Below are 17,931 nucleotides of genomic sequence, written 5' to 3'. Positions count from 1 at the left end.
GGTGGCGTTGACGTCGCAGTCAGGAGGTTTACTGAGCGCACCGGGAAGCACCCTGACGCTCCTTCCTGGCGCCATGTTTTCTCCTGTAACAGGCAATACGCTGGCACAAGGAAAGGTATTCAATGCACGCCTGGAAATTGAACCTGTATTAACAGACAGTGATGCCCGTGTTACCCGCAGTCAAAGTAATGAAGCCAATCTGTCGTTTGAATTGATGGAGTAATGTTCGTGGTTCAGCCACTTAACAAATCCTGCTTGCATAAAAGCATTATCCGGATAAGTTAATTTGTGCAAACACACACATAACACTCCACCGGAGAACAACATGACGGATTTAGTTATTCCAGAAATAAAAGCATCAGAAGATGAGATGATTGCTATACGTCATTATTTACATGCCAACCCAGAGCTAAGTCTGGAAGAGTTTAAAACCAGCGATTTAGTAGCGAAACAACTTGAAAGCTGGGGATATAAAGTTACACGGGAAATAGGCACTACAGGTGTTGTGGGTTCTCTGAAAAAAGGTGACTCGAATAAATCTATTGGACTGCGTGCTGACATGGATGCGCTACCTATTTTCGAGGAAACTAATTTACCCTGGGCCAGCACTGTTCCCGGAAAAATGCATGCCTGCGGCCATGATGGACACACCACCATCTTATTAGCGGCAGCGAAGTATATTGCCTCAAATGCCTGTGAGTTTAACGGTACAGTCCATCTTATTTTCCAACCTGCGGAAGAAGCCATCGGTGGTGCGGATTTAATGATTAAAGACGGGCTATTTGAACGCTTCCCTTGCGATCGTATTTTTGGTCTGCACAACATGCCGGGATTACCCGTTGGAAAATTAGGGTTTTATGCGGGTAATTTCATGGCCTCGGCAGATACCGTAAAAATAACCATTCAAGGTTATGGCGGTCATGGCGCTTATCCACAAAATACCGTCGACCCGATTGTTACAGGTGCTGCATTAATTACTGCGTTGCAAACTATTGTTTCCCGCAACGTTACGCCTGGCGAAACGGCGATTGTTACCGTAGGGACGTTCAATGCAGGTATTGCATCAAACGTTATTCCAGACAGCGCCGTAATGGAATTAACGGTACGTGCCATGAAGCCGGAAATTCGCGATCTATTAATTAAAAGAATTGAAGAACTCGCGGATCTGACAACGAAAAGCTTTGGTGCGAGCTGTGAAGTGGAAGTTTATGACTCCTATCCAGTACTGATTAACAATGAGGAACAAACGGCATTTGCCAAAGAATTGGCTATCGAATTTTTCGGTAAAGATGCGGTTCTCGATAAAGTACTTCCTTCGACAGGCAGTGAAGATTTTGCCTTCATGCTACAAGAAAGACCTGGCAGCTATTTCTTATTAGGGAATGGGGAAAGAGGTAGTAAAGGTGGCTGTATGATACATAACCCAGGCTACGACTTTAATGATGACATTATTTCTACCGGCGCATCATTCTTTTCCCGCTTAGTCCAAACCTATTGTCACTAATACTCTGGAGCTACTATGAAGAAATATATACTGCCATTAATTGCTCTGCTGGCGACAGGTTCGGTATTCGCAAATACGATTAAAGAGATCCGTTTTGGTGTTGATCCAACGTTTGCTCCTTTTGAGTCAAAAGATGCAGCTGGTAAAGTTGTTGGCTTTGATATTGATTTAGGAAATGCAATCTGTGAGAAACTTCAGGCTAAATGTGTTTGGGTAGAAAATAACTTTGATGCCATTATTCCGGCGCTGCAAGCGAGGAAATTTGATGCCATTCTGTCTGGTATGTACATGACGGAAAAACGAAAAGCACAAATTGCATTTACCGATAAAATTTATAATGGCCCAGTTTTCCTGGTTGCGCATAAAAATACCAGTATTAAACCGGAACTTGAGCAGTTAAAAGGTAAAACGATTGGTGTCGAGCAGGGTTCTGCTCAGGAAACTTATGCCAATAAAAACTGGCGTAATGCAGGCGTGAATGTTGTTGCTTACCAGGGCGCTGATTTAGTTGTTCAGGACCTGGAATCTGGGCGCATTGACGGCGCTGTGCTTTCTGGCGTGATGGCGGAGTACAGTTTCCTGAATAAACCGCAGGGTAAAGATTTTGCTATGATTGGTGGCGCATTACAGGACCAGGAATTGTTTGGTGCCGGTGCTGCAATTGGTCTGAGAAAAGACGATACAGAACTACGCGAAGCGCTTAATGGTGCAATAAGTCAGATTATTGCAGATGGAACCTATAAGAAACTCGCGGATAAATACTTTAGTTTTGATATTTATTCCGGAACGTAATCTTATCAATAATTAAGTTGAGCACCGTTCAGAAATAATTATTCTGCATTGGTGCTCCTTTTCCCCTTCGTGATGGCATTTAAGCTGTCACGACGCAGTAAAAATCGAACAAAAAACGATCTCAATAAAACACAATAAAAACAAATTATTAACTATTTATCTTCATTTGAAGGTTTTTTAATCATGTCGAATTGATCACAAAACAAACAGCGTGTGGTTGTGTTTAACTATTCACTTAACCAATATGCTTTCTCGACGCAGTAGCCGATGAGAGCAATAAAATGACTAAATTATTTGTTGGCGTTGATGTAGGTTCAGCAAGTGTCAGAGCGGGAATTTTTACTACGGAAGGGACCCGTCTGGCGTTTTCTGTTCGCCCTATTCAGCAGTTCCACTACCAGCCTAATCGAGTAGAGCAATCTTCCAGCGATATCTGGCAGCAGGTTTGCACCACGGTGCGCGAGGCGGTAAGCCTTGCAGGTGTTCAACCACAGCAAGTTGTTGCCATTGGATTTGATGCGACTTGCTCACTGGTGGCGGTAGGTGACTGTGGGCAGCCAGTAGCGGTTGGTGAAGAAGACAATGCTGACCACGACATTGTGATGTGGATGGATCACCGTGCAGGTGAAGAAACTCAACGTATCAACGAAACGAATGATTCGGCACTGCAATACGTTGGTGGGCAGGTCAGCATTGAGATGGAATTACCCAAAATCCTCTGGCTGAAAAAACACTATCCGGAGCGTTATGCGTCCACCTGGCGCTTCTTTGATTTAGCAGATTATCTGGTGTGGCGAGCCACTGGCGTGGATGCGGCGGGTGTTTGCACACTGACCTGCAAGTGGAACTATCTGGCCCATGAAGAAAGCTTCAGTCAGAGTTTGCTTGAATCAGTAGAACTAACTGATTTAGTTAATAAAATCCCAACAGATATTATCCATGTTGGGCAGGCGGTCGGCACTTTACGCACTGATGTGGCAGCGCAGTTGGGTTTAACCCCTAATGCGGTTGTCGCCAGCGGTTTGATTGATGCCCATGCCGGTGGCCTGGCATTAGTCGCCGCCGCTCCCGAAGCGAACCTTGCCATCATCAGCGGCACATCCAACTGTCACATGATTGTTAGCCCGGAACCTAAATCAGTACCCGGCGTTTGGGGTCCCTATTTTGCGGCGATGTATCCGGGTTGGTGGCTGAACGAAGGCGGGCAAAGTGCGGCAGGGGCATTGGTTGACTGGACAGTAATGCAAAGCGATGCGTGGCCCGCACTGAATGGCGAAGCCGCAGCACTGGGCTGTAGCGTCTATCAAATCCTTAACCAATGGGTTGCCGAACTCGAAGAAGCTGAAAAATACCCTACGCATCAACTGCATATTCTCGCCGATCACCATGGCAACCGTTCGCCGCGTTCAGATGCCAGCGCCACAGGTATGGTCGCCGGGTTAACGCTCGAAAAAGGTCAATCTGCGCTGGCGCGATTGTATCTCGCCACGCTGCAAGCCATCGCTTATGGCACCCGCCATATCATCGACACCATGGAACAAAACGGGCAGCAAATCGAGTCGATAACACTGTGCGGCGGGGCGAGCAAAAACCCGCTTTGGTTACGGGAATATGCCAATGCCACCGGGCGCGCTATTCACCTTGTCGAAGAGGAAGATGCCGTCACGCTGGGTGCTGCACTCAACGGTGCGGTTGCTTGCAAGGCATTCAACAGCTTTTCTACTGCGGCCAGGGCAATGGTCAGACTCAATAAAACCATTGAACCAGACCACACACACCGCTCATTCCACGACGCGAAATATCAGGTGTACCTGAAAATGTATCAGGATCAGCAGCACTATCAGGCTGTTATGCAGCAATACCTCGTGGCTAATTAATTACATAAAAGGAATAAGAAAGTGATTACGCAAACTCTACCTTCTGTGTCTCAAAAAATAACTGCGGGTAAAAATGAAATCCTGATGGTGACCAACGCTGACTTACGCGAATCAGCGAACCTCGCCTGCTGGCCGGTACAGCAAAAATACGAAGCAAAATTGCAAGACGCGTTAAGCATCCTGGGTTACAGCATGAAACGCGCGCATCCGATTGATGAAGAACGCGGGCATGGGTTTATTAGCAGCCAGCGCCAGGGCAGCTCGCTGTTTGCTCAAATTGATGAACACGCCCCAGTCATTGTGCTGCTAACCGCCTGGCAATATTCGCATCACATCGCCCCTTCGCTGGTTCATCACAAAGGGCCGGTTCTGCTGCTGGCAAACTTTGATGGTACATGGCCGGGTCTGGTAGGGATGTTGTGCCTGGCAGGCTCGCTGACTAGCCTGGGTAAATCCTACTCGCGTCTGTGGTCAGAAAATTTTGATGACGAACTGTTCCTTGTTGGCCTGCAAACCTGGCTGCGGTACGGTTCGGTACAGCACTCTACAGGTTACCTGCAAGATGTTTCACCAACGCATCCTGTCATGGCGACAGCCGCTGGCGGAATGGGGCGTAAGGCCGGTGAATTTATCCTGAAAAACAAAGAGATCCTTGGCCTGTTTGACACTTTCTGCATGGGAATGATTAACGGCGTATTCCCGCAGCAAGCGATGGTGAATATCGGGATGCCAATCGAATCGCTGTCTCAGTCAGCGCTTTTGGTTGAAATGGCAAAAGTGCCGGACGAACTTCGCGAAGAGTGCCTCGCCTGGTATCAGCAACGCGGCATGAAATTCCAGTTTGGGGAAAATGACCGCGAAGAACTGACCCGCGAACAGGTCAAAGAACAGTGCGCAATGATGATTGCGATGGCGCGCTTTGTGCAGCGTTTTGGTTTGTCTGCGGTTGGTGTGCAGTATCAGCAAGGGCTGAAAGATAGCTGTGCGGCTTCTGATTTTGCCGAAGGTGCCATTGGCTCAACTGAACGATTCCCGATCCCTGATGAACAAGGAAATATCATCTGCGCCGGGCAGCCCATTCCTTGTATTAACGAAGTGGACATGGGCACCGCCATTCCACAAACCATGCTGTGGCGCTTATTAACGTCATTCTCTCTGCCTGCGGAAACCACGCTGCACGATATCCGTTGGGGCAGCGATTATCAGGGAGTCTTCTATTGGGATCTGGAAATTTCGGGTGCCGTACCGTTTGAACACCTCAAAGGTGGAATAGCCGGTGCGACGGGTTATCGCCAGCCTGCGATGTACTTCCCGTACGGCGGTTCAACGATCTGCGGGCAGGGTAAATCCGGGCGCTTTATCTGGGCGCGAGCGCACTATGAAGGGTGCGATGTCATCATGCATATTGGCACCGGTCATGCAGTGGAATTGCCTGTTGGCGAGTTCGAGCGCCGCCGTCGTGCAACGTGCTACGAATGGCCGCTGCTGAACGCAACGCTTGATGGCGTAGGACGCGACGACCTGATGGCGGGGCACCAAAGTAACCACCTGACGATTGCTTATGTCCCAGAAAACGATCTGCAAACGGTATTGCAGGCCTTTGTCGCTCAGTCACTGACCCAGGGCATTCGGGTGCAGGTTGCGGGTGATGCGAGTCGGTTGTTGTAAGAGGACGAGTTGATGAACGAACAAAAATACCGTGGTATCTGGCCGGTGATGTTAACGCCATTTACCGAGCAAAAAGAGATCGACTGGTCGTCACTGGAACGTTTGATCGAGTGGTATCTGTCTGCTGGCGTACACGGTTTATTTGCCGATTGCCAGTCGAGTGAAATGTTTTTCCTCAGCGATGAAGAGTCCCTCGAACTGGTGAAGTTTGTGGTGAAGTGCGTGGATGGGCGTTTACCGGTTGTGGCATCGGGCCATACCGCAAATGCGTTTAATCACCAGCGCGAGCAGTTGATTAAAATGTCTGATTCCGGCGTTGATGCGGTAATCCTCATCAGTAATCGCCTGGCTCTGGCAGGTGAAAGTGACGCACTGGCACTGGCAAATCTACAACGTCTGACCGCAGAGGTACCAAAGCATGTGGATCTGGGCATTTACGAATGTCCTTTCCCGTACAAGCGCCTGCTGAGTGAAGAAACTGTTGCATGGTGTGCACAAAGCGGTCGTTACACGTTTATCAAAGACACCTGTTGCAGCTTGCCAATGATAAAGCGCCGTCTGGAACTGACCAAAGGCAGCCGCCTGTATTTGGCTAATGCCAACAGCCAAACGTTGCTGGCGTCGTTGCAGGCTGGCTGCAAGGCTTATAGTGGCGTGATGGCGAACTTCCACCCCGAGCTATATGTCTGGCTGTATGAAAATTTCCAAAGCCAGCCGGAAAAAGCACAGCGCCTGGCCGACTATCTTTCCACGGCGGCGCTGGCTGAAAGCCTGGATTACCCGGTTTGTGCAAAATCTTTCCAACAGCAGATAGGCAATTTCTCGACCGATATTTGCAGGGTGCGCAGCAGCCAGGGTTATCGTGAAACTTTCTTCCCACAGGCGATAGATAGCATGGTGCAATTGGGTCGCGACATTCAGAAAACACTGGCGATATAAGGAGATAGTTGATGTCTTTTGCACAAAAAAGCCGCCAGTTTTTACTGCCTGAATCACAAACGGATTTTGCGCAATGCCATGCCTCTACGCTTGTGGTGTTGCCGGAACCAAAAACCGTGCTGGTGGCATTTTTTGCCGGAGCTAAAGAGGGTTGCGGCGATACCGCTATTTGGCTCGTACGTTCGGAAAACGGTGAATGGCACCCCGCTCAACGGATCATGGCGGAACCCGGTGTTGCGCACTGGAACCCAGTGCTGCATTACCAACAGGGGGCTGTGTGGCTGTTTTATAAAGTCGGGCCGGACGTACACAGCTGGACCACGCGAGTGGCCGTTTCACACGATGGCGGCCTGAACTGGAGCGAGCCGCGTTCGTTAATCAACGGTGATGAGAAACCGCGTGGCCCGGTGAAAAATAAAATTCTGGTGATGAGCAACGGTGAGTGGTTAGCGCCGGGTTCCACAGAAGATAACCAGCACTGGGATGCGTTTGTCGATTTAAGTGCCGATAACGGGCAGACCTGGTACAAAGTCGATATTCCTTTTGAGCATCAGCAACCTGTTCAAGCCGCCGATGAAAATGTCTGGCAGGGACTCAAAGAAAATGCCCTCTGGGAATGCGACTTACAGCAAGTGTTCGCCTGGGATGGTGTGATTCAGCCCACGTTGTGGGAATCGCAACCGGGAAATATTCACGCGTTGCTACGCAGCACGCGTGGAAAGATCTACCGTACTGATTCTGTTGATTATGGTCGTAGCTGGAGTACTGCCTGGGCCACTGGGCTTCCCAATAATAACAGTGGAATTGATGTGGTGCGTCTGGACTGCGGAACGCTGGTTTTGGCGTGTAATCCCATTGAGGGAAACTGGGGACGCCGTTATCCGATTGCCTTGCTGGAATCGCAAGATAATGGTGCTACGTGGTCGCAATCCTGGGCTCTGGAGCACAACAAAGGTGAATTTTCCTATCCAGCCATTATTGCCGAGGGGGACGTTTTACATCTGACCTGGACATTTAATCGTACAAATATCGTTTACCAACAAATTACCCACAATAAATAAAAACAGCGGAGCACCCTATGAATAAGAACCTGTTATGTGCCCTACTCATGTTGCTGCCATTTGGCGCGGTGCATGCCGAACAAACCCTGACTTACCCAAAAAAGAATATTGATGTTGTCATCCCAAAAAATCCGGGCGGGGGCACTGATACTTCTGCGCGTACAGTCATTGAATTTGCGCGCGACAAAATGCCGTCTGGCACCATGATGGTCCCGGTGAATAAGCCTGCGGGCAACGGAATTACGGGGCTGCTGGAAGTCGCTAAAGCGCGCCCGGATGGCTATAAACTGGTAATGACGACCGTCGAGTTAGCCATGTTCCCGCACCAGGGGAAATCGCCTGTCACCTATAAAGATTTTACCCCGATTGTCACGACCATTGCCGATCCGGTTGCCGTCGTTGTTAATGCCAAATCACCGTATAACACGCTGCAAGAATTTATTGATGCCGCTAAAGCAAACCCCGGGAAAATCAAAGTGGGTAACTCCGGTATGGGCGCGATTTACGATCTCGCGACGATAAATATCGAAAAAATCACTGGCACTAAATTTAACCGTATTCCCTATAACGAAGGTACTGGCCCTTCTATTGCCGCACTGGTTGGCGAGCATATTGATGCAGTATTAACTACGCCGGGTTCCGTTAAATCGCAGGTTGATGCCGGTATATTAAAAGTGCTCGGTGTAATGGATGAAAAACGGTTCCCATTATTCCCGGACGTTCCAACATTTAAAGAAGCGCTGAATCTGGATGTAAACGTCAAAATGCGCGCCTGGGCTGTTCTGGCAACGACGGCGAAAGTTGACGACAACATTAAGAAACAACTGGTTGAGACCTTCACCGAGGTGGTTAAAACACCTGCTTACCAGGAAGCACTGAAGAAACAAGGCATTATGCCGGTCGTGATTGCTGGTGACGATGCATACACCATGATGAAAGAAGATGACGCCATGTACGGCGAATTGATTGCCGAAACCAAGAAACAGTAATCAATCCATATAGAGGCTCCTGCCGTTTTACGGCAGGAGGGAGATTCGACAATGCGAACGCAGAATATTTTTGTTGGGATGTTCTCTCTGGTTTTGGGGGTTGCGATTATATTTCTCTCGCGCAATATGCCGATGTTTGATGAAAACGGAATATTAGGTGAGCGCTTCTGGCCTTATTGCCTGGCCTGGTTGTTTATTGGTTTAGGTGTTATCCAGTTGATTAGCGTTTATTTACAACGCGCTAATGCTGCTGCCAATAACGAGAAAGCCGATCTCAGTTCATTTCCAGTTCGCAAAGCCTACGGCGTCACCGTGTTGATGGTCATTTACGCGGTTGCACTTTGTTATGCCGGGTTTATTGCTTCGTCGCTCATTTTAATTCCCACCATTATGTGGGTAATGGGTGAACGCCGACCGCTATTTTTAGCGGTTACTACTGCCCTGATTGTCCTGTGCATTTATGTCTCATTTGAGGTTGTCTTTAATTCACCGTTGCCTGCATCGATTTTCTCCGAATAGGTAATAAGAGGTCATGATGAACGAAATTCTTGATGCCCTGATGATCGTATTCAGCTTAGAAACGACTGGCATGATTTTGCTGGGGGTTCTGGCGGGGATCATCATCGGTGCGCTTCCCGGTTTAACGGTGAATATGGGTATCGCTTTGCTGCTACCGCTAACTTATTCCTTCCAGGGAATGACCGGTATTCTTATGTTGCTGGGCGTATATTGTGGCGCAGTTTATGGCGGTTCAATTACGGCAATTTTGATAAGTACCCCGGGTACACCAGCATCGGCTGCCACCGTGCTTGATGGCTACCCAATGGCGAAGAAGGGCGAAGCAGGCCGCGCATTAGGGCTATCAACATTGGCTTCTATGTTTGGCGGCGTGTTCAGCACCATCGCGCTGGTATTAATTGCCCCGTTACTTGCCAAAGTCGCGACCGGATTTTCATCAGCAGAATATTTTGCACTCGCGATATTCGGCATCAGTATTATTACCAGCGTTTCGTCACAATCGATTATTAAAGGATTAATGGGCGGTGTACTCGGCTTATTTATTGCCACCATTGGTCTTGACCCAATGACCAGCGGCATGCGCTTTACCTTTGATTCCATTTATTTGATGGGCGGAATTTCATTTATTCCGGTGCTGGTTGGTTTGTTTGCTTTCTCTCAAGGTTTATTAAGTCTCGAGGAAGACCATCGCGAACGCCTGGCGGGTATTGTGCGCCAAACTAAAAGTAAAATTGATCGCATACTGCCAACCTGGTCTGACATTAAACGCGTAATGCCGACTTATATTCGTTCATCGATCATTGGGACTGGTATTGGCGCAATTCCTGGAACTGGTGGCGATATTGCCTCGTTCATTGCCTATAACGAAGCAAAACGTTGGTCTAAGCACCCGGAGGAGTTTGGTCACGGTTCACCTGAAGGCGTTTCCGCTCCGGAGGCGGGCGCGAACTCCGTTGCTGGTGGCGCAATGGTGCCGCTAATGACGCTCGGTATTCCAGGCGATGGCGCGACGGCAATTATCATGGGCGCATTTATGGTGCAGGGATTAGCACTCGGGCCGCAGTTATTCACCGACCATCCAGTTGAAGTTAACTCCATTTTCATTGGGCTGTTTGCTGCCAATATCTTCATGGGCATTATGGGCTTCATGGGAATGCGTTTGTTCGCCAAAGTAATGAGCGTGCCGCGCCGCGTGCTGGTGCCGATTATTTTTGTTCTGTGTTCCGTCGGCGCTTATTCCGTTAACCACGACATGACCGATGTGTTTGTCATGATGGGCGCAGGTCTTGCGGCTTACATCCTCATCAAACTGGATTTTTCGATGTCGCCTATCGTTATCGGTATTATTCTTGGGCCGATGGCCGAGTCGAATTTCCGCCGCGCGCTGGTTATTTCTGAAGGAGACCCGATGATATTTCTGACGCGTCCGGTTTGTGCGGTATTTTTAGGTATCGCGATACTGACGCTGCTGTTACCGATTTTTGGTCCACGTTTAAAAGCCTTATGGCGTAAACAAACCAGCTAAGGAAGAGTCAGATTGGCAAAGACAATTGAGCAAATCGCCATGGATCTTGGCGTCTCTATCACAACGGTTCGTGCCGTTTTGAATGGCAATGCGCAGAAATATCGCATCAGCGAAAAGACCCAGGAAAGAATCAATAGCTACGTTAAAAAACATAGCTATACCATCAATCTTGCTGCGCGCAGCTTAAAGCTTAATAAAACGGATACCTTCGGTCTGGTCATCCCGCGCTTGTCGAACCCTTTCTTTTCCGCACTGGCCGAAGTACTGGAAGCTCGCTGCCGTGAACAGGGTTATCAGCTGATGATTAGCTGCACCAATAACGACACGGCCTATGAAAATTTGCTGGTGAAATCGCTGGAAAATCGCAACGTCGATGGGATTTTTGTGGTGTCGACGAATGCGGTAAGCCAGGCTCATTACCTGAAAAATTGTCTGAAACCGCTCGTGTTTCTGGATCGGGATTTTGGTGTAGAAGGCACATGTTGCGTGGTGACTGACAACGTAGATAGCGGCTATCGGCTGACGGATGCGATGCTGAACCACACCCAGGCACCGATTCAATTCTTTGTCGGTGATCCTGAATCACCCTCTATTGTTGACCGTTTAACAGGATATCGTGCGGCGATGGAGCAGCACGGGATTGAACTTACACCCGATTGCATCAGCAGCGCCGGGCATAACCAGTTGAGCGACGGGGAGAAATTGATGGCGGACTACATCGACACCCATCGTACCTGGCCGCAACGCTTTATTGCCTCATCACTGCCGATTTTACAGGGTGCGTTGGGTGTTCTGCGTGAGCGGTATGGCTACATTCCCCACGAAATTAATATTGGCACTTTTGATGACAATATTATGTTGAGCTTCCTCGCCAACAATATTTGGTCGATGCGGCAAAACGAGAAGCGACTTGCACAAGAAGCCTGTCAGTTAATGCTGGAAAAAATCGCTAATAATGATGAACCGCCGGGCAGCCGAGCTAAAGCTGAGTTGGTATTCAGGCAAAGCACGGTGAACGCGCAGGAAGGGAGGCGGTAATCAACAAAAACAAAAAAGGCCTTGTATTACACAGAGGCCCTTTACATTTTCTAATCTCACTAAATCAGGTCAACACCATCGGCCATTCAGGCGGGGTATGGCTCATGATTTCAAGCATGATGTCCTTGAACGATGCCCAGATTACTGGGAAATCAGCCAAAGTCAGCCCTAATAAACCCATCGCAAACCACAAAGATGCAGTGATACCCAGACCACTGCTAACGACCGCTAAAAACGCGTAGTCGGATTTGCGAAATTGAATATTCAACGTGCTGGCTAAAAACATCAAAACCGCACTGACTAAAGGCCAGCGCATGAGCAAAACGCTGGTAGTGATTGCCGCCATGAAAACTGTTCCTCGATTGCATAACTCATCACGCTCAACGGTTATGCGCGACACAAGGCGCGACAAATACAGCTCAGGGACCGTCAGGGGAATGAGTGGGGTGCAGAAATGTAAGAAAAATCCTGTCTCACAGGATTTGTGAACTATATCACATTTGTTCTTTTAATCGCCAGTTCTGCGACGCATTTTCTGACCCAATTTATCGAGTTTTCAGGCAGTAATTCTTTTGCAAATACCCTTAGGCGTGATGGCGGTAATCAGTCGGAGTCCGGTCAAATTCACGACGGAAAACGCGTGAAAAGGTTTGCTGGGAAACGTAACCGTAGTCCATCGCAATATCAAAAATTGGCCGCTGTGTGTCGCGTAGTTCTTTGGCAGCCATCAACAGACGGCGCTGTCGAATGTATTCACCCAATGTCTGGCGCTGTACGGTACGGAACATCCGTTGAAGATACCATTTTGAATATCCTGATTTTTTTGCCACAACGTCAATGTTCAACGGCTGATCAATGTGATCGTCAATCCATTCAGTCAATGTGTGAATAATATCCTGATGTGCCATAAGCCATCCTCAAGCCTGGTTGTTGATTAGCAGGTTCTGTTGGCAGCGAGTATAATTCCTCAAGTTAACTTGAGGTAAAGAGCATTATGGAAAAGAAATCACCACGCTTTAAATCTTTACTGAGTCCGGGAGAAGTCGCCAGTCGAAGTGGTGTGGCTGTTTCTGCGTTGCACTTTTATGAAAGCAAAGGGTTAATTAGAAGCGTACGTAATAGCGGGAATCAACGACGTTACACGCGTGATGTGCTGCGAAATGTCGCCATCATTAAAATCGCGCAGCGCATCGGTATTCCGCTGGCGACCATTGGCGAAGAGTTTGGAGTGCTGCCTGATGGGCACAAAATAAATAAAAACGACTGGAAAAAAATGTCGTCTCAATGGCGTGAAGAACTGGAACGGCGCATTCATACATTAACGGCGTTGCGAGATGAATTAGATGGCTGTATTGGTTGTGGCTGTTTGTCTGGTGCTGACTGTCCGTTGCGAAATCCTGGCGATAAGTTAGGTCAAGAGGGGACGGGGGCGCGTCTTTTAGAAGATTAAAAATGGAATTAGATGCAAAACTAAAGCGCCCAACATCGGCGCTTTAGTTTATTCCCGGTCTTTGTCTTTCGATCTATCCCGCTTTTCGCAAGGAGGGTTTCCCCCGACATCAGCGTCCCTCAATCACACGTTCTCAGGAGGTTCCGGATTGCACTGACAATTTAATTGTAGATCGACTCTGCCAGGTTTCAAGGCTATTTTGCATGTTTTTTGAACAATTCTAATACTTCACTCTTCCCACATATGCCTATAGTTAACTCATCTTGCTAAACAGAAGGTTAACTCATGCTTATCGTTCATCATCTCAATAACTCCCGCTCACAGCGCATTTTATGGATGCTTGAAGAACTCCAGGTACCGTACCAGATTGTTCGCTATCAACGTGAATCAACCATGCTGGCACCAGAGTCGCTAAAAGCCGTGCATCCGTTGGGGAAGTCACCAGTGGTGGAAGATAATGGCAATATCCTCGCAGAATCGGGGGCGATTATTGAATACCTGCAAGAAACCTATGATCCCGAAAGTCGCTTTAAACCTATTTCCAATGAGGAAAAGCTGCGTTATCGCTTTTGGCTGCATTACGCCGAAGGATCGCTGATGCCGTTATTAATGATGAAACTGGTGTTTGGCAGCCTGGGAAAAGAACCGGTTCCGTGGTTGCTACGCCCGGTAGGGAATTTACTGGGGCAGGGTGTACAAAAAGCCTATCTGAATAAGCAGATTTTGACTCATGCGCGTTACCTCGAAGATTCGCTACAAAAAAATCCGTGGTTTGCCGGGCAATCATTCAGTGCGGCGGACATCCAGATGAGTTTCCCTGTCGTCGCTTTGCTTGCTCGCGGTGGTATTAATGATTTACCGAATCTCCAGAATTGGTTTAAAAAAGTACAACTGCGCCCGGCCTGGCAACGAACAATCCAACAGGGCGGACCCTTCGAAATTCCCGGCGGTTGATACATCGAAAAATCCTATGAGCCAGATAAAATCATTACCGGTATCTTGCATCTTTGTTGCTAAATTGCGCATCGACGATAACGTTTGCGCATGAGGTGGCGATAATTTCACCCGCTAACGCTTTTTTCGGCAAAAAGCGGCAAAGTTCGGTTGAAAACCGATGTAATAAGGCCGGATAATCGTTTGCCTTAATTTTCACGCCCAGTTTGTATACGCGGAGTTAAACGTTTGCTTTTTTTGTGACGCCCTTTTTTGTCACAAACGCAGCACAGGGATCTGACGTTTAATTGGCAGTGGGTTGTCCACCACGTATACCAACGTAATCATAAAAATCTCAGGGGATTTTTCACTATGTCTAATCATTCTCCGCGTGCAACCGGCGGTCTTGACGCCTGGTTCAAAATATCTGCACGTGGCAGTACCGTTCGTCAGGAAGTAGTGGCGGGTTTAACCACCTTCCTCGCGATGGTGTACTCCGTGATCGTTGTACCGGGCATGCTCGGTAAAGCAGGTTTCCCACCTGCGGCGGTCTTTGTGGCGACTTGCCTGGTAGCCGGTGTTGGTTCTCTTGTTATGGGCCTGTGGGCGAACCTGCCGTTGGCAATTGGTTGCGCCATTTCTTTGACTGCGTTCACCGCATTTAGCCTGGTGCTGGGTCAACACATCAGCGTTCCGGTTGCATTAGGCGCTGTGTTCCTGATGGGCGTGCTGTTCACCATCATCTCTGCAACCGGTATTCGTAGCTGGATTTTGCGTAACTTGCCGATGGGCGTTGCGCACGGTACCGGTATCGGTATCGGCCTGTTCCTGCTGCTGATTGCCGCAAACGGTGTCGGCCTGGTTATCAAGAACCCACTTGATGGCTTGCCAGTAGCACTCGGACATTTCGCCAGCTTCCCGGTAATCATGTCGCTGATTGGCCTCGCGGTGATTATTGGTCTGGAGAAACTGAAAGTACCGGGCGGCATTCTGCTGACTATCATCGGTATTTCAATCTTTGGCCTAATCTTCGACCCAACGGTACATTTCTCTGGCATCTTCGCTATGCCGTCTTTGAAAGACGAAGCGGGTAATTCCCTGATTGGCAGCCTGGATATTATGGGTGCGTTGAATCCAGTGGTTCTACCAAGCGTTCTGGCTCTGGTTATGACTGCGGTGTTCGATGCAACCGGCACTATCCGTGCTGTTGCGGGCCAGGCAAATCTGCTGGATAAAGACGGTCAAATCATTGATGGTGGTAAAGCGCTGACTACCGACTCCCTGAGTTCTGTGTTCTCAGGTTTGGTGGGGGCGGCTCCAGCTGCGGTATATATCGAATCTGCGGCAGGTACTGCTGCTGGTGGTAAAACCGGCCTGACAGCTATCACCGTAGGTGTGTTGTTCCTGCTGATTCTGTTCCTTTCCCCGCTCTCTTATCTGGTTCCTGCATACGCTACCGCTCCGGCGCTGATGTACGTAGGTTTGCTGATGCTGAGCAACGTGGCAAAAATCGACTTCGCTGATTTCGTTGATGCAATGGCTGGCTTGATTACTGCGGTATTCATCGTGCTGACCTGCAACATCGTTACCGGCATTATGATTGGTTTTGCTTCGCTGGTGATTGGCCGCGTGGTGTCTGGTGAGTGGCGTAAGCTGAACATCGGCACCGTAGTTATCGCTATCGCATTGGTAGCATTCTACGCAGGCGGCTGGGCTATTTAATTTTACTCGTCATACTTCAAGCTGCAGGGGTGTTGGCTGCACTTGCGAACCCCAGTCACTTACTTATGTAAGCTCCTGGGGATTCGTTCCCTTGCCGCCTACCTGCAACTTGAATTATTTAGAGTAAACAGTTTTCCTTCCCACTCCTTTTCCTCCTTTCAAGTCTTTTCCTGTTTCCTTCCGGTATAAAAAATTGTTTTACTATTAGGTAAAATAAGATCCTACGAAAAGGGTTTCACGAAATACCGCGACTAAGGAAAGCATGGAAATTTTCTTCACTATTCTCATCATGACTTTTGTGGTTTCGCTTTCTGGTGTGGCAACGCGCATGCTGCCATTCCAGATCCCGCTTCCGTTAATGCAAATTGCGATAGGCGCACTGCTCGCCTGGCCACACTTCGGTTTGCATGTTGATTTCAACCCTGAACTGTTCCTGGTGTTGTTTATTCCGCCGCTGCTGTTTGCTGATGGTTGGAAAACACCGACGAATGAATTTCTCCACCACGGGCGAGAAATCATCGGGCTGGCGCTTGTATTGGTGCTGGTTACCGTCGTGGGTATTGGCTTCCTGATTTACTATCTGGTGCCGGGTATCCCGCTCATTCCTGCATTTGCGCTTGCGGCAGTGCTCTCGCCAACGGATGCCGTGGCGCTTTCCGGTATTGTCGGGGAAGGGCGCATTCCTAAGAAAATCATGGGGATTTTGCAGGGCGAAGCGTTGATGAACGATGCCTCCGGTCTGGTGTCGCTGAAAATGGCAGTCGCGGTAGCCGTCGGCACCATGGTGTTTACCGTTGGTGGCGCAACTGTTGAGTTCTTCAAAGTCGCAATTGGCGGCCTGCTGGCAGGTATCGCCGTTAGTTGGTTATACGGTAAATCGCTGCGCCTGATGAGCCGCTGGAGCGGTGACGAACCTGCAACGCAAATTCTGCTGCTGTTACTGCTGCCGTTCGCTTCTTATCTGATTGCTGAACATATCGGTGTTTCCGGTATTCTGGCCGCGGTTGCTGCGGGGATGACCATCACGCGTTCCGGTGTGTTACGCAGCGCTCCGTTGGCGATGCGGCTGCGTGCAAACAGCGTTTGGGCGATGCTCGAATTTGTGTTCAACGGCATGGTGTTCTTGCTGTTAGGACTGCAATTACCGGGTATTTTGACCACCTCGGTTGCGGCGGCAAACGCCGATCCGAACGTGGAATTGTGGATACTGTTCCTTGATATCGGACTTATCTATTTCGCCCTGATTGGGGTTCGTTTCTTGTGGCTGTGGACAATGAAACGCATCAGTCTACGTTTTATGAAAAAACGTCCGCTGGAGTTCGGTTCTTACTCCACACGTGAACTGGCGATTGCGTCATTTGCCGGGGTTCGCGGGGCAATCACGCTTGCTGGTGTACTTTCTATTCCACTGCTATTAGGTGACGGAACGCCATTCCCGGCGCGTTATGAGCTTATCTTCCTTTCGGCTGGCGTGATTCTATTCTCGCTGTTTGCCGGGGTCATAATGCTGCCGATTTTGCTGCATAACGTGGAAGTTCCCGACAAATTAATGGCGCATAAAGAAGATCGCATCGCCCGCGCTGCAACCGCAGAAGTGGCTATTGTCGCGATTCAGAAAATGGAAGAACGCCTGCATTCTGACGTTAATGAGAACATTGACGATCAACTGCTAAAAGAGGTGAGTTCGCGTGTTATCGGTAATTTGCGCCGCAGGGCCGACGGGCGCAACGATGTAGAAAGCAGCGAGCTTGAAGATAACCTTGAGCGCCGCTTCCGCCTGGCAGCACTTCGTTCAGAACGCGCCGAGCTATACCATTTGCGAGCCACGAAAAAAATCAGCAACGAGACGCTGATGAAGCTACTGCACGATCTGGATTTGCTCGAAACGCTGCTGATAGAGCAACAGTAGCGGGT

General features: G+C 49.0%; 17 protein-coding genes. 15 read left to right on the top strand and 2 right to left on the bottom strand.

What is annotated here, in order from left to right; genetic code table 11:
- From FH968_RS23700 to FH968_RS19455, 11 genes are all read left to right on the top strand, one after another.
- The coding region (locus FH968_RS23700; RefSeq protein WP_223271347.1) for a hypothetical protein at positions 1-223 on the top strand (223 nt) is incomplete at its 5' end.
- A gap of 102 nt (positions 224-325) precedes the next feature.
- Complete coding sequence (locus FH968_RS19500; protein WP_139882409.1) at positions 326-1,504, top strand: M20 aminoacylase family protein; 1,179 nt, start codon at positions 326-328, stop codon at positions 1,502-1,504.
- 15 nt (positions 1,505-1,519) lie between these two features.
- Positions 1,520-2,296 (top strand): ABC transporter substrate-binding protein, encoded by a 777-nt coding sequence (locus FH968_RS19495; RefSeq protein WP_139882408.1) that lies wholly within the window; start codon positions 1,520-1,522, stop codon positions 2,294-2,296.
- Positions 2,297-2,577: 281 nt separating this feature from the next.
- Complete coding sequence (locus FH968_RS19490) at positions 2,578-4,173, top strand: FGGY-family carbohydrate kinase (protein WP_139882407.1); 1,596 nt, start codon at positions 2,578-2,580, stop codon at positions 4,171-4,173.
- Between the two features lie 21 nt (positions 4,174-4,194).
- Positions 4,195-5,841: a signal transduction protein gene (locus FH968_RS19485; RefSeq protein ID WP_139882406.1), complete on the top strand. Its 1,647-nt coding sequence runs from the start codon at positions 4,195-4,197 to the stop codon at positions 5,839-5,841.
- Positions 5,842-5,853: 12 nt separating this feature from the next.
- Positions 5,854-6,780: a dihydrodipicolinate synthase family protein gene (locus tag FH968_RS19480; RefSeq protein WP_139882405.1), complete on the top strand. Its 927-nt coding sequence runs from the start codon at positions 5,854-5,856 to the stop codon at positions 6,778-6,780.
- A gap of 11 nt (positions 6,781-6,791) precedes the next feature.
- Complete coding sequence (locus FH968_RS19475) at positions 6,792-7,841, top strand: exo-alpha-sialidase (RefSeq protein WP_139882404.1); 1,050 nt, start codon at positions 6,792-6,794, stop codon at positions 7,839-7,841.
- 17 nt (positions 7,842-7,858) lie between these two features.
- Entirely contained in the window at positions 7,859-8,830 is a 972-nt protein-coding gene (locus FH968_RS19470; protein ID WP_139882403.1) for a tripartite tricarboxylate transporter substrate binding protein, read from the top strand.
- Between the two features lie 51 nt (positions 8,831-8,881).
- On the top strand, positions 8,882-9,349 hold the full coding sequence (locus FH968_RS19465) for a tripartite tricarboxylate transporter TctB family protein (RefSeq protein WP_139882402.1): 468 nt from the start codon (positions 8,882-8,884) through the stop codon (positions 9,347-9,349).
- A gap of 13 nt (positions 9,350-9,362) precedes the next feature.
- On the top strand, positions 9,363-10,874 hold the full coding sequence (locus FH968_RS19460) for a tripartite tricarboxylate transporter permease (RefSeq protein ID WP_223271346.1): 1,512 nt from the start codon (positions 9,363-9,365) through the stop codon (positions 10,872-10,874).
- Positions 10,875-10,886: 12 nt separating this feature from the next.
- Positions 10,887-11,912, top strand: a complete 1,026-nt coding sequence (locus tag FH968_RS19455; protein WP_139882401.1) for a LacI family DNA-binding transcriptional regulator — start codon at positions 10,887-10,889, stop codon at positions 11,910-11,912.
- A gap of 64 nt (positions 11,913-11,976) precedes the next feature.
- On the opposite strand, the gene FH968_RS19450 is transcribed toward FH968_RS19455, so the two are convergent.
- Positions 11,977-12,258 (bottom strand): YjcB family protein, encoded by a 282-nt coding sequence (locus FH968_RS19450; RefSeq protein WP_139882400.1) that lies wholly within the window; start codon positions 12,256-12,258, stop codon positions 11,977-11,979.
- Between the two features lie 238 nt (positions 12,259-12,496).
- The gene (gene soxS / locus FH968_RS19445) at positions 12,497-12,820 is read right to left on the bottom strand and encodes a superoxide response transcriptional regulator SoxS (protein WP_139882399.1); all 324 of its coding nucleotides are present in this window, start codon (positions 12,818-12,820) and stop codon (positions 12,497-12,499) included.
- An 86-nt stretch (positions 12,821-12,906) separates the two neighbouring features.
- Here soxS and soxR point away from each other — a divergent pair, with 86 nt between their 5' ends.
- The 4 genes from soxR to FH968_RS19425 all read left to right on the top strand — a co-directional run bounded on the left by soxR (position 12,907) and on the right by FH968_RS19425 (position 17,926).
- Entirely contained in the window at positions 12,907-13,362 is a 456-nt protein-coding gene (gene soxR, locus FH968_RS19440; protein WP_139882398.1) for a redox-sensitive transcriptional activator SoxR, read from the top strand.
- 285 nt (positions 13,363-13,647) lie between these two features.
- A complete protein-coding gene (locus tag FH968_RS19435; RefSeq protein WP_139882397.1) occupies positions 13,648-14,316 on the top strand; it encodes a glutathione S-transferase family protein in 669 nt (222 codons plus the stop codon).
- 351 nt (positions 14,317-14,667) lie between these two features.
- A complete protein-coding gene (gene ghxP, locus FH968_RS19430; protein WP_139882396.1) occupies positions 14,668-16,017 on the top strand; it encodes a guanine/hypoxanthine transporter GhxP in 1,350 nt (449 codons plus the stop codon).
- Positions 16,018-16,279: 262 nt separating this feature from the next.
- Positions 16,280-17,926, top strand: a complete 1,647-nt coding sequence (locus FH968_RS19425; protein WP_139882395.1) for a Na+/H+ antiporter — start codon at positions 16,280-16,282, stop codon at positions 17,924-17,926.
- Positions 17,927-17,931: the final 5 nt, after the last annotated feature.

This window comes from Buttiauxella sp. B2 (assembly GCF_006376615.1).
Lineage (GTDB): Bacteria > Pseudomonadota > Gammaproteobacteria > Enterobacterales > Enterobacteriaceae > Buttiauxella.
This window is presented reverse-complemented; position numbering and strand designations above follow the sequence as displayed.